At 73.7% G+C, this 12,574-nt stretch carries 10 protein-coding genes; 6 read left to right on the top strand and 4 right to left on the bottom strand.

What is annotated here, in order from left to right; translation table 11 throughout:
- Nucleotides 1-129 precede the first annotated feature (129 nt).
- Nucleotides 130-2,646: a bifunctional FO biosynthesis protein CofGH gene (locus tag VF612_RS16545; RefSeq protein ID WP_408660951.1), complete on the bottom strand. Its 2,517-nt coding sequence runs from the start codon at nucleotides 2,644-2,646 to the stop codon at nucleotides 130-132.
- An 88-nt stretch (nucleotides 2,647-2,734) separates the two neighbouring features.
- On the opposite strand from VF612_RS16545, the gene VF612_RS16540 reads away from it, so the two are divergent.
- From VF612_RS16540 to VF612_RS16525, 4 genes are all read left to right on the top strand, one after another.
- On the top strand, nucleotides 2,735-3,373 hold the full coding sequence (locus VF612_RS16540) for a hypothetical protein (protein ID WP_408660950.1): 639 nt from the start codon (nucleotides 2,735-2,737) through the stop codon (nucleotides 3,371-3,373).
- 130 nt (nucleotides 3,374-3,503) lie between these two features.
- Nucleotides 3,504-4,457, top strand: a complete 954-nt coding sequence (cofD, locus tag VF612_RS16535; RefSeq protein ID WP_408660949.1) for a 2-phospho-L-lactate transferase — start codon at nucleotides 3,504-3,506, stop codon at nucleotides 4,455-4,457.
- A complete protein-coding gene (locus VF612_RS16530) occupies nucleotides 4,454-5,812 on the top strand; it encodes a coenzyme F420-0:L-glutamate ligase (RefSeq protein ID WP_408660948.1) in 1,359 nt (452 codons plus the stop codon). The genes cofD and VF612_RS16530 overlap by 4 nt, the downstream gene beginning before the upstream one ends.
- Nucleotides 5,809-6,663, top strand: a complete 855-nt coding sequence (locus VF612_RS16525; RefSeq protein ID WP_408660947.1) for a serine hydrolase domain-containing protein — start codon at nucleotides 5,809-5,811, stop codon at nucleotides 6,661-6,663. Before VF612_RS16530 ends, VF612_RS16525 begins: the two co-directional genes overlap by 4 nt.
- Here VF612_RS16525 and helR read toward each other — a convergent pair.
- The 3 genes from helR to VF612_RS16510 form a co-directional block, all read right to left on the bottom strand.
- Nucleotides 6,660-8,840, bottom strand: a complete 2,181-nt coding sequence (gene helR, locus VF612_RS16520; protein WP_408660946.1) for an RNA polymerase recycling motor ATPase HelR — start codon at nucleotides 8,838-8,840, stop codon at nucleotides 6,660-6,662. The two genes, VF612_RS16525 and helR, sit on opposite strands and share 4 nt — an antisense overlap.
- A gap of 167 nt (nucleotides 8,841-9,007) precedes the next feature.
- Complete coding sequence (locus tag VF612_RS16515; protein WP_408660945.1) at nucleotides 9,008-9,940, bottom strand: DNA-3-methyladenine glycosylase family protein; 933 nt, start codon at nucleotides 9,938-9,940, stop codon at nucleotides 9,008-9,010.
- A gap of 22 nt (nucleotides 9,941-9,962) precedes the next feature.
- Nucleotides 9,963-11,036 carry a sugar phosphate nucleotidyltransferase gene (locus VF612_RS16510; RefSeq protein WP_408660944.1) on the bottom strand — a complete coding sequence of 358 codons (1,074 nt, stop codon included), beginning with the start codon at nucleotides 11,034-11,036 and terminating at the stop codon, nucleotides 9,963-9,965.
- Nucleotides 11,037-11,290: 254 nt separating this feature from the next.
- Between VF612_RS16510 and VF612_RS16505 the strand changes: the two genes are divergently transcribed.
- Nucleotides 11,291-11,905, top strand: a complete 615-nt coding sequence (locus VF612_RS16505) for an RNA polymerase sigma factor (RefSeq protein WP_408660943.1) — start codon at nucleotides 11,291-11,293, stop codon at nucleotides 11,903-11,905.
- Nucleotides 11,892-12,574 (top strand): hypothetical protein (locus VF612_RS16500; RefSeq protein ID WP_408660942.1); only part of this gene is annotated, 683 nt, incomplete at its 3' end. The genes VF612_RS16505 and VF612_RS16500, both read left to right, overlap by 14 nt.

Below are 12,574 nucleotides of genomic sequence, written 5' to 3'. Positions count from 1 at the left end.
TGCTAATCGCGCAAAAAGATTCCGCAGACAGGGCGGCTGTGTGACGTGAAGAGACTGCTGTGACAAGTGGGTCTGCAGTGTCGCCCACCGTACCCGCGAGCGAGGCCGGTCCGAGCTGCGGCCCGGAGCTCAGGACGGCTCGGGCAGCCGTCCGTAGGAGGTGCTGCGCTGCCGCGCCGGACGCCCCGCCCGCGCCGCGACGGCCTCCAGCTCGGCCACCGAGCGCCGGGAGCCGTGCTCGGAGCCTGCCATCCGGGAGATGGTCTCCTCCATCAGCGTCCCGCCCAGGTCGTTGGCGCCGCCGCGCAGCATCTCGGCCGCGCCCTCCTCGCCGAGCTTGACCCAGCTGGTCTGGATGTTGTCGATCTTGCCGTGCAGCATGATCCGGGCCATCGCGTGCACCGCCTTGACCTCGCGCTGGGAGGCGCCGGCCCGGGCCAGCCCGGCCAGGTAGATCGGCGACTGGTTGTGCACGAAGGGCAGCGGCACGAACTCGGTGAAGCCGCCGGTCTCCTCCTGCAGCCGGCCGAGCAGCCGCAGGTGGGCGACCCAGTGCCGCGGATGGTCGACGTGGCCGAACATCATCGTCGAGGTGGTCGGGATGCCCAGCCGGTGCGCGGTGGTGATCACCTCGATCCAGGCCGAGGTGGGCAGCTTGCCCTTGGTCAGCACCCAGCGCACCTCGTCGTCGAGGATCTCGGCCGCCGTGCCCGGCAACGAGTCGACCCCGGCCTCCCGGACGCCGATCAGGAACTCCTCGATCGACAGGTTCGCCCGGGACGCGCCGTTGACGATCTCCATCGGGCTGAAGGCGTGCAGGTGCATCGACGGGACCGCCCGCTTGACCGCCCGGGCCAGCTCGAAGTACGCCGTCGCCGGCAGCTTCGGGTCGATGCCGCCCTGCATGCAGATCTCGGTGGCGCCGTCGGCATGCGCCTGGCGCACCCGGTCCTCGATGTCCCCGGTGGACAGGGTGTAGGCGTCGGCGTCGGTGGCCCGCTGCGCGAACGCGCAGAACCGGCAGCCGGTGTAGCAGATGTTGGTGAAGTTGATATTGCGGTTGACGACGTAGGTGACGTCCTCGCCCACCGTCGCCCGCCGCAGGTCGTCGGCCAGCGCGGCCACCGCCGCCAGCCCCGCCCCGTCGGCCTGCATCAGGGTCAGCGCCTGGGCGTCCGACAGCCCCGCCGGATCGCGCTCGGCGGCCCGCAGCGCCTGGGCGACGTCGGAGTCCAGCGCGGTGGAGCCGGGTGAGAAGACCCGGTCCCGTAGCGCGTTCCAGTCGCCGTACACCTCGCTGAAGTCGCTGCGCCGGTCGCTGCTGCGGCCCTCGGTGTCCACCGCCGAGTGCAGGTCGGTACGGCCGGTGGACTCCCACGCCGGGTCCGGCTCCTGCCAGGGCAGGCCGGCCGGGCTGAGCACGCCCCCGTCGGGCCGGGTCCGGGCCAGCCCCGTTGCCGGATCGGCCAGCGCCCGGACGTGCGGCAGCACCCGCGGGTCCAGCCACGGCGCCCCGGCCAGCACGTAGGACGGGTGCGTGGTCAGCCGCTCGGTGAGCGCCAGGCCCCGCCCGGCCAGCAGGTCGGTGAGCTTGTCGAGCTCGGGCCACGGCCGCTCCGGATTGACGTGGTCCGGGGTCAGCGGCGAGATGCCGCCGAAGTCGTCCACCCCGGCGTCGAGCAGCAGGAGGCACTCGGTCAGGTCCACCAGGTTGGGCGGGGCCTGCACCCGCAGCTTCGGCCCGAACACCAGCCGGGACACCGCCAGGGTGGCCAGGTACTCGTCCAGGTCCAGGTCCGGGTCGTTGCGCATCGCGGTGTCGTCCTTGGCGCGGAAGTTCTGCACGATCACCTCTTGGATCGCGCCGAACTCCCGGGCGCTGGCCCGGATCGCGAACAGCGACTCGGCCCGCTCGAGTCGGGTCTCGCCGATGCCCACCAGGATGCCGGTGGTGAAGGCGACATTGAGCCGGCCGGCGTCGGTCAGCACCCGCAGCCGTACCTCGGGGTCCTTGTCGGGACTGCCGAAGTGCGGCGCGCCGGGCTCGGTGAACAGCCGGCGGGCGGTGGTCTCCAGCATCATCCCCATGCTCGGGGCCACCGGCTTGAGCCGCTGCAGCTCGTCCCAGCTGAGCACCCCGGGATTGAGGTGCGGCAGCAGCCCGGTGCGTTCGAGCACCGCGATCGCCGCTGCCCGGACGTAGTCCAGGGTCGAGTCGTAGCCCCGCTCGTCCAGCCATTCGCGCGCCTGCGGCCAGCGGTCCTCGGGACGGTCGCCGAGGGTGAACAGCGCCTCCTTGCAGCCCAGCGCGGCGCCCTGCTCGGCGATCGCGAGGACCTCGTCGATCTCCAGGTAGGCAGCCGGCAGCCGGTGCGGCACGGTGGCGAACGTGCAGTAGTGGCAGCGGTCCCGGCACAGCCGGGTGAGCGGTACGAACACCTTGCGGGAGTAGGTGATCACGCCCGGACGCCCGGCGGCCAGCAGGCCCGCGTCGCGCACCCCGGCGGCGATCGCCATCAGCTCGGTCAGCTGCCCGTTCCGCGCCGCCATCAGCACCGCGGCCTCGGTGACGTCGAGCGCAGCGCCGTCCCGGGCTCGCCGCAGCGCCCGGCGGAGGGCGGATTCGGAGGGCTGGTGCTGCGTCACGCCTGTAGAGCCTAACCACCGGCGCTGCCGCCGGGCGCCGTCCTAAGCTGATCGGCATGCCGACATCACCTGGCTGCGAGGGGTCCGAGTGACCGGGCTGCCCAACGACACCGAGCAGCTGGCGCTCGAGGTGTGCCGGCTGGCGCTCAACCCTGTCAGCGGCCGGATCCGGCACCCGCACCAGGTCGGCATCGCCGTGCGGGCAGCGCTGTTCACCGACCTCGCTGCCAGCGGCCGGCTGGTCGGGGTGCGCTGGCCGCAGGTGGTCGGCGAGTCCGACACCGGCAGCCCGCTGGCCGATGCCCTGCACCGGGCGGTCGCCGGACGCCGGCCCACCCTGTGGCGGCGCTGGTACGGCCACGTCGACGCCGACCGCAACGCGGCGACCGCCGCGCTGATCGCCGACGGCCGGTGGCGGTCGGAGGCGCGCCGGCTCGTCGATGCCGACGCCGGCTCCCTCGTGCTGCGGCAGCAGCGGGTGATCGAGCAGCTGACGGTCAGGCAGGCTCCGGACAGCCTGGAGCAGGCGTTGCTGGTGCTGCTGGCCGGTGGGCACGGCGCGGGCGCGGGCCGGCCCGCTCCCCGGCGCAGCCGGCGGGTGGCGCAGTCCTGGCTGGAGCCGCACCTGCGCAGCGCCGGACACGGCGGCGATGCCACCCTGGTGGCCGTCGACGCCGCCCTGGCCGCGATGCGCCGGGCCAACGCCGTCCCGTTCCTGTCCGGCTGAACGCCCGTCCCCCTGAACGCCCGTCCCGCTGAACGGCTGTCCCGCTGAACGGCCGTCCCGCTGAACGGCCGTCCCGCTGAACGGCTGTCCCGCTGAGCAGGGCCGTCGCCGGATGAAATAGGTTCCTGGAGTGCGCATCACGGTGTTGGCAGGCGGGGTCGGCGGCGCCCGGTTCCTGCAGGGCGTCCGGGCGTACCTGGCCGACCGGCCCGGCTCCGAGGCCACCGCGATCGTCAACACCGGCGACGACGTCACCCTGCACGGGCTGCGGATCTGCCCGGACCTCGACAGCGTGATGTACACCCTGGCCGGCGCGGTGGACACCGAGCGCGGCTGGGGCCGGCAGGGCGAGAGCTGGCGGATCATGGACGAGCTGGCCGAGTACGGGGCCGAGCCGACCTGGTTCAACCTCGGTGACCTCGACATCGCCACCCACCTGGTACGCACCCAGATGCTGGCCGCCGGCTACCCGCTCTCCGACGTCACCGCGGCGCTGTGCCAGCGCTGGCAGACCGGTGTCCGGCTGCTGCCGATGACTGACGAGCGGTGCGAGACGCACGTGGTGATCGCCGATTCCGGCGGCCGGCGGGCGATCCACTTCCAGGAGTGGTGGGTCCGGCACCGGGCAGCGATCCCGGCGCTGGAGTTCGTCCAGGTCGGGCTGGACGCGGCCCGGCCGGCGGCCGGCGTGCTGGCGGCGATCGCCGAGGCCGACCTGGTGCTGATCGCGCCGTCCAATCCGGTGGTCTCGATCAACACCATCCTGGCGGTCCCGGGCATCGCTGAGGCGCTGCGGGACGGGACCGCTCCGGTGATCGGGCTGTCCCCGATCATCGGCGGCGCGCCGGTGCGCGGGATGGCCGGCGCCTGCCTGCCGGTGCTCGGCGTGGAGACCTCGGCCGCCGGGGTGGCCGGCCTGTACGGCGCCCGGTCGGCGGGCGGGGTGCTCGACGGCTGGCTGGTGCACACCGGCGACACCGCCGAGCTGCCCGGCGTCGCGGTGCTGGCCCGGGACCTGCTGATGACCAGCCCGGAGGCGACCGCGGCCATGGTCGCCGACGCGGTGACGCTGGCGGGCCGGTGAGCACACCAGCCGGAATCGAGCTGCTGGCGGTGCAGGGGCTGCCCGAGCTGCGCCCCGGCGATGACCTGGCCGCCGAGATCCTGCGCTGCGCCCCGTGGCTCGCCGACGGCGACATCCTGGTGATCACCTCCAAGGCGGTGTCCAAGGTCGAGGGCCGGCTGATCAGCACGTCCGGCGGCCCGGCGGAGCGGGAGGCGGCCCGGCAGCAGGCGATCGCGGACGAGACGGTGCGGGTGATCGCCCGCCGCGGCCCGCTGCGGATCGTCGAGACCCGGCACGGACTGGTGATGGCCGCGGCCGGCGTCGATGCCTCCAACGTGGCCGGCGGCGAGATCGCGCTGCTGCCGCTGGACCCGGACGGCTCGGCCCGCCGGCTGCGCGACGTGCTCGCCGAGCGCGCCGGCCTGAGCGTCGCGGTGGTGATCTCGGACTCGATGGGACGGCCCTGGCGCCACGGCATCACCGATGTCGCGATCGGCGTCGCGGGCCTGACCGCGGTCCGCGACGACCGCGGCGCGCGGGACCGGCACGGCAACCTGCTGGAGGTCACCGAGGTGGCGGTGGCCGACGAGCTGGCCGCGGCCGCGGACCTGGTGAAGGGCAAGCTCTCCGACATCCCGGTCGCGGTGGTGCGCGGGCTGGCCTACTCCGACGACGGCCGGGGCTCGACCGCGCTGATCCGGGGCGCCGACGGGGACCTGTTCCGGATGGGCACCGCGGAGGCGCTGGCGCTCGGCCGTGCCCAAGCCGGCGGCCAAGGCCCCGGGGAAGGCGATGCATGCCAGCCGGACGTCTCGGGGCTGCACGCCGACGTGCTGGCCACCCTGGCGGCGATGCCGCTGGACCCGGCCGACGGTACCGGCCAGGCCGCGATCCGGGAGGGCTTCTACGGACTGCTGGCGGCCCGTCCGGACGCCACCCGGCTCGCCTGCGTGCCCGGCCACATCACCGCCAGCACGCTGCTGCTGGACTCCGAGGGCCGGCGGGTGCTGCTCACCCTGCATCCCCGGGTCGGCGCCTGGGTGCAGCTGGGCGGGCATGTGGAAGACACCGATGAGTCGCTGCTGGCCGCCGCCGCCCGCGAGGCGGTCGAGGAGAGCGGGATCGCCGGCCTCACGCTGGACCCGCTGCCGGTCAATCTGGACGTGCACGCCATCACCTGCTCGCTGGGGCTGCCGACCCGGCACTACGACGTCCAGTTCGTCGGGCGGGCGCCGGCCGGGGCCGAGCCGGTGATCAGCGCCGAGTCCGATGACCTGCGCTGGTTCGCGGTGGACGACCTGCCGGCCGGCATCTCCCCCGAGCTGCCGGTCTTCGTCGAGCGGGCGGTCCGCCGGGTGGCGAGCAGCCGGTGAATCCGTTGCAACAGGTACTGGACTGGCCGGTGCCGCATGCCGCCGCGGCGGTGCTCGGCCCGGCCGGCGTGCTGGCAGAGGTGGGCGACACCGCACGGCGATTCCCGCTCGCCTCGGTGACCAAGCCGCTGGCCGCGCTGGCCGCCCTGGTCGCCGTCGAGGAGGGCGCGATCGAGCTGGACCGCCCGGTGCCCGAGTACGCGCCCGCCGCGCTGGGCGACGAGCTGGCCGCCGAGCTGGGCTCGATGACCCTGCGCCACCTGCTCTCGCACGCCTCCGGCCTGGCCGCGGAGCGGCTGCGCCGGGGGGCCGACGTCGGTGGCCGGCGGATCTACTCCAACGTCGGCTACGACCTGATCGGCCAGCTGGTGACCGGCGCGACCGGCATCGACTTCGGCAGCTACCTCGCCGAGGCGGTGTTCGAGCCGCTGCGGATGGAGACCGCCGAGCTGGCAGGGTCCCCGGCCAGCCAGGGCATCGCGTCGGTCGAGGACCTGCAGGCGCTGCTGGCGGAGCTGCTGAGGCCCAGCGGGCTGCTGCACGCCGACACCCTGGCCGACGCCCGGAGCGTCCAGTTCCCCGGGCTGCTCGGCGTCCTGCCCGGTTACGGCGGCCAGCGTCCGAACGACTGGGGGCTGGGCTTCGAGATCCGCGGCGACAAGCACCCGCACTGGACCTCGCCCCGCAACTCCCCCGCCACCTACGGCCATTTCGGCCGCAGCGGCACGATGTTCTGGGTCGACCCGCAGGCCGGGCTGGCGCTGGTCGCCCTCACCGACCGCAGCTTCGGCAGCTGGGCGATCAAGGCCTGGCCCGAGCTCTCGGACGCGGTGCTCGACGCCTTCGGCTAGGGGCTGGTGAGCAGGACGAGCTGCTGGGTGGCTCGGGTCATCGCCACGTAGCGGTCGACCGCCGCCTCGATGTCCGGAGCGGCCGTCGCGGAGCCCTGGGACTCGATCAGGACGACCAGGTCGAACTCGAGCCCCTTCGACAGCTCCGGAGTCAACGACCGCACCCGGGATGACCCAGCGAGCAGGCCGTCGTCGATCGCGGAAGCGCTGATGACACAGGCGATTCCCTCACCATGCGCGGCCAGCCAGCTGCCCAGGATCGAGCCCAGCTCCGAGACCGAGCCGTGCCTAACGGGCACCCCGGTGCTGCGGATCGAGGTCGGCACGTTGGCGTCCGGGAGCACGGCGCGGATGACCGGCTCGGCCTCGGCCATCACCTCCTCCGGCGTCCGGTAGTTGATGCTCAGGGACGCCAGGTTGATCTGGTCGAACCCGATCCGCTGCAGCCGTTCCTGCCACGACTCGGCGAACCCGTGCCGGGCCTGGGCGCGGTCGCCGACGACGGTGAAGCTCCGGGACGGGCAGCGCAGCAGCAGCATCTGCCACTCGGCGTCGGTCAGCTCCTGCGCCTCGTCCACGATGACGTGCGCGAACGGGCCGGCGAGCAGGTCCGGACCTGCCTTGGGCAACGCGTCCTGGTCGATCAGGGCGTCCCGCAGGTCCTGGTGGCGCAGCGTGGTCATCAGGAGCAGCTCGGAGTCGTCGGCAGCGATCAGGTCATCGATCACCCGGGACATCGTCGCTCGCTGGGCAGCGATCTCGGCCTGCCGTCGCCGCGAGCGCCGGGCTGCCTGCGGATCGCCGAGCCGCTGCCGGGCGGCGTCCAGCAGCGGCAGGTCCGACACCGTCCAGGCCTGGGCGTCCTTTCGCTGCAGCGCCTGGACATCCTCGCGGCTGAGCCAGGGAGCGCAGGTACGCAGGTAGGCGGGCACCGACCACAGATCCGCGACGAGGTCGGCGGCGTCGATCAGCGGCCATGCGCGGTTGAAGGCGGTGAGCAGCTCGCGGTTGCGCAGCAGCGATCTGCGCAGCTGCTCCTCCGGGACGTCGTCGTGCCTGTCCACCAGGATCGTGAGCAGTGCTCCGAAGACCTGCTCCCGCGCCTCGTTGTGCGCGGTGCCCGGCTCGGCCGCCTCGAACGCCTCCGCCCAGTCGTCGGCGCTCAGCCGGACGTCGGCCCAGTCGGTCTCCACCGTCAGCGGGGTGGCGGGCGGCTCCTCGTAGAACCGGACGGCCGCCTCGATCGCCCTCACCAGGTCCGCCGAGGACTTCAGGCGCGCCACCTCCGGGTCGGTCTCGATCGCCGCCGTCGCGCCCTCGGCGACCAGATCGCGCAGGGTGCCCAGCCGCACGCCCTCCTCGCCGAGACTGGGCAGGACGTCGGCGACGTAGTCCAGGTAGGGCTGGTGCGGGCCGACGATCAGCACCCCGCCGGTGGAGTGACCGCCGGCCGAGCGCAGCCGGGGGTCGGAGTAGAGCAGGTAGGCAGCGCGGTGCAGCGCGACCACGGTCTTGCCGGTGCCCGGCCCGCCGTCGACGATCAGCGCGCCGGCCGAACCCGCGCGGATGATGGCGTCCTGGTCGGCCTGGATGGTGGCGAGCACGTCGCGCATCCGGGGCGACCGGCTGCTGCCCAGGCTGGCGATGAAGGCGGACTGGTCATCCAGCGCGGCGTGCCCTGCCAACCCGCCGGGGGTGAACACCTCGTCCCAGTAGTCGCTGATCCTCCCCCCGCTCCAGCGGTACCGGCGGCGGCTTGCCAGGCCCATCGGGTTGGCATGGGTGGCGCCGAAGAACGGCTCGGCCGCCGGGGAGCGCCAGTCCACCAGCAGCCGGCGGCCCGCGCTGTCGGTGAGGCCGAGCCGTCCGACGTACACCGGCTCGGGGTCGTCCGCGCTCACCATGCGCCCGAGGCACAGGTCCAGGCCGAAGCGGCGCAGGGCGCGCAGCCGGGCGGTCAGCCGGTGGATCTCCAGGTCCCGGTCCAGCGCCTGCTGCCCGCTGCCGCCGGGGGCCTTGCGTTCGGCGTCCAGGCGGCCGGACAGGTCGGCGATCGTCTGCTCCAGGCTGGCCGCGAGCGCCGCGAAGTGCTGCTCGTCGTCGCCGATCAGGGCCGGGTCCGCCTTGGCGGCGAGGTGGTCGGGAAGGTCGAACGCGCTGGTGGTCAGGGGGGTCACGTCATCAGCTCCGATCTGTGCCGGGCGATTCTGTGGCGCCACCGGGGCCTTGCCGCAAGCCCCCCGGTGCGCTATATGTTGAAAGTGGCAGGGAGTGGTTCAGCTCCTTGCCTTTTCGTTTGCCGTGATCCTGACCGGCTGTCCGCTGTCTGATACGCCGACTGACGTCAGATCCGGGACATGTCCATCGGGCTGAACCGGGGCCCGTACTTGGGCGGCGTCAGGCCGCTGAGCCGGATCAGCCGGATCACCCGGGCCCGCTGCCCCGCCCACGGCGCGAGCAGCTCCAGCATGGTGGCGTCGTCGGTACGCGCGGCCCCGGTCAGCGCGAAACCCACGATGTTGGACAGGTGGAAGTCCCCGACGCTGACCGCGTCCGGATCGCCGAGGGCGCGCACCGTGGTCTCGGCCACCGTCCACGGCCCGACGCCGGGCACCAGCGCCAGCCGGCGCCGGGCGGCCTCCAGCCCCTGGCTCGCCGCCAGCTCCACGCACTCCTCCAGCCGGTGGGCCACCGTCGCCGCGGCCCGGACCGCCTGATAGCGCTTGGCGTCCACCCCGAACCGGTGCCAGTCCCAGACCGGCACCGCCAGCAGCCGGGCTGGCTCGGCCGGCAGCCACAGCCGCGGCTCGTCCGGTCCCGGAGCGGGCTCCCCGTAGGCCCGGGTCAGCAGCCGCCAGGCCCGGAACGCCTCCTCGCCGGTGACCCGCTGCTCCAGGCAGGCCGGCACCAGCGAGTCCAGCACCCGGCCGGTCCGGGTCAGCCGGACCCCGGGGCGGTCCCGGTGGACCTGCCGCAGCACCGGATGGCCGCTGACGTCCAGCTCCGACCAGTCGTCCCCATCGCCGACCAGGCCCGGCGCCGCGGCCAGCAGCCAGTCCGCGCCCTCGCCCCAGGCCCGGGCCAGCACCTGCCCGCCGTCGGAGCTGATCGCGAGCCGGCCGGGGCCCTCGGGAGTACGGCAGGCCCACCAGAACGTCCCGTCGACGAACCGCGCGACCGGGTCGCCGGCGCCGTGGCACAGCGGCCGGAGCGTCCGGACCAGGTCGACCGGCGCGGACGGTTGCCAGCGCAGCTCGGCCGCGGGTGTGCTGTTCACGCAGGCAGGTTAACCCGCCGCCCTAACCCTCGGCCGAGAAGCGCACACTGCCGTCGGGCAGCCGGACGTCCGGCCAGACCCGGGCGCCGGCCAGCAGCTCGATGCCGGCGCCCAGCACCACCCGGTCGCCGATCACCACCGAGTCCAGCACCGTGCCGGCTCCGACCGACGCGTTCCGGCCGACGATGCTGGCCCGCACCGACGCGCCACCGGCCACCCGGACGCCGTCGAAGAGCACCGAGCCGTCGATCACCGCGCCGGCCTCGATCACGCAGTCCCGCCCGACCGTGCAGCCACCGGTCAGGATCGCCCCGTCGGCCACCTTCGCGCCGGGCAGCACCAGCGCCTCGCCGGTGAGCCCGGGCAGCGCCTCGGTCGGCGCGATCCCCCGGACCAGGTCCGCCGATCCGGCGACGAAGTCCGCTGGCTTGCCCAGGTCGCGCCAGTAGCTGGTGTCGAGGTACCCGGCCACCAGCGTCCCGGCCGCGAGCAGGCCGGGGAAGGTCTCCTGCTCCACCGACACCGGCCGGCCGGCCGGAATGGTGTCGATCACGGCGCGGGAGAACACGTAGGTGCCGGCGTTGATCTGGTCGGTGACCGGGTTCGGGTCCTTCTCCAGGAACGCGGTGACCCGGCCGTCGGCATCGGTGGGCACGCAGCCGAAGGCACGCGGGTCGGGCACCGTGGTCAGGTGCAGGGTGACGTCGGCGCCGGTGCGGCGATGGTGGTCGAGCAGGCCGGTCAGGTCGCAGCCGGTCAGGATGTCGCCGTTGAAGATCATCGCGGTGTCGCCGCGCAGCAGGTGGCGGACGTTGCCGATCGCGCCTCCGGTGCCCAGCGGCTCGGTCTCCACCACGTAGTCCAGTTCCAGGCCCAGCGCCGCGCCGTCGCCGAAGTGCTCGGAGAACACCTCGGCCTGGTAGCTGGTGCCCAGGATGACGTGGCTGATCCCGGCGGCCTTGATCCGCGACAGCAGGTGGGTCAGGAACGGCACGCCCGCGGTCGGCAGCATCGGCTTGGGCGCCGACAGCGTCAGCGGCCGCAGCCGGGTGCCCTTGCCGCCCACCAGGACTATCGCCTCGACCGTCGCGCTCATCCGGTCCTCCCCCATCTCCGCCAGTCCTGACCAGCCTCGCACGCCCGCGGGCCGGCACCGGGCCGACCCGGCACTGGCCGCGCGCGGAACGAGCCGCGTGATTAGATCAGCAGCACGATGGACGCCGACCTGCAGCAGCCGAGCGAGCTGTCCGCTGCTGCCCCCTGCCCTCCGGCGGCGCCGTCGAACAGCGCCCCGCGCACCAGCGCACGCCAGGGGGTTGCATCCTGCCGGGTCCGGGCGACCTATTCGTGATGGACAGCGATGCGCGCGAGCTCGAGGAGCTCGTGGAGCGGTGGCAGACAGGCTATGGCGACGTCCGCAGCCTGTACGAGTCGCTGCGCGAAGGCATGCACCAGAGCGCCCGTCGCGGCATCCAGCGGGTGCTCGCCAAGCCGCCCGACGAGCACCGGGTCTCCGACGTCGTCTACACCGCGTTCGTGGAGTTGCTGCGGGGCGACCCGGCGGCGATGACCTCGCCGGTCGGGCTGGCGAAGACGATCGCCTACCGGCGCGGCATCGACGAGGGCCGCCGGATCCTCCGGGAGCGCCAGCGCATCTCCAGCCTGGACGCGCTGGAGGTGGCCGCGAGCCTGCCGGACAAGCGGGAGATCCTGGCCGCCGCCGAGGAGGAGGCGCTGCACCAGCTGGTGGAACGGTGCCTGGAGTACCTCACCGTCGATCAGCGGGCGGTGGTCCGGGCGACGGTGATGGGCAACCAGACGCTGTCGGACTGGGCGCTGACGGCCGGCACGTCCCATCAGGCGGTGAGCCGGCAGCGCTCGCGCGCGCTGGACGCGCTGCGGCGGTGCGTGAAGCGCCAGCGCGCGGCGGCAGGCGGAAAGGAGACGAGCCATGGACGCAGCTGAGTTCGACGACCTGGCCAGCGATCTGGTCGACAGCTACCTGCTGTTCCTCCGGGGACGCGGTCCGGAGCCCGACACCTCGGGCCTGTCCGGCGATCAGCGGCGGCGGCTGAGCGAGCAGTTCGCGATCGTGGCGGCGCTGGCCGACCGGGCGCCAGAGCTGCCGCCGCTGGACAGCGATCCGGTCGCGATCCGGCTGGGGCTGACCGATCCGGCGCGCGCCGTCGTGCCGGACGAGGACCCGGTGGCCGCGGTGCTGCGCCAGCTGGAGCTGCGCTTCGACCGGCAGGTCGTGGTGGACTACGCGCCGGCCTGGAAGCAGTGGCAGTCGGCGGAGATGTCTCCGGTGGCCCAGTGCAGCGCCCTCGGCAACAGCGTCGCGGTGTTCACCGCCGGGCTGACCCCGCTGGCCGGCGAGCCCGCCGGGGTGGCGGTGTTCCTGCGCCAGTACCCCGACATCTCGGCGGTGTGCCTGAGCTCGGCCGACGCTCAGGAGGCGGTGCTGCTGACCGCGGCGGACGTCAACGCCTCGGTCGATCCGGTCCGGGGCTGGCTGGAGCCGGGCATCACCACCGCTGCGGACCTGCTGGAGGTCACCCTCGGCCGGTACTTCGAATCGCGGCTGCCGCGCTGGGAGCGGGTCGCGGCGTTGACCGACCTGATCGACCTCGG

The sequence above is a fragment of the Jatrophihabitans sp. genome (genome assembly GCF_036388195.1).
Taxonomy (GTDB): domain Bacteria; phylum Actinomycetota; class Actinomycetes; order Mycobacteriales; family Jatrophihabitantaceae; genus Jatrophihabitans_A.
This window is presented reverse-complemented; position numbering and strand designations above follow the sequence as displayed.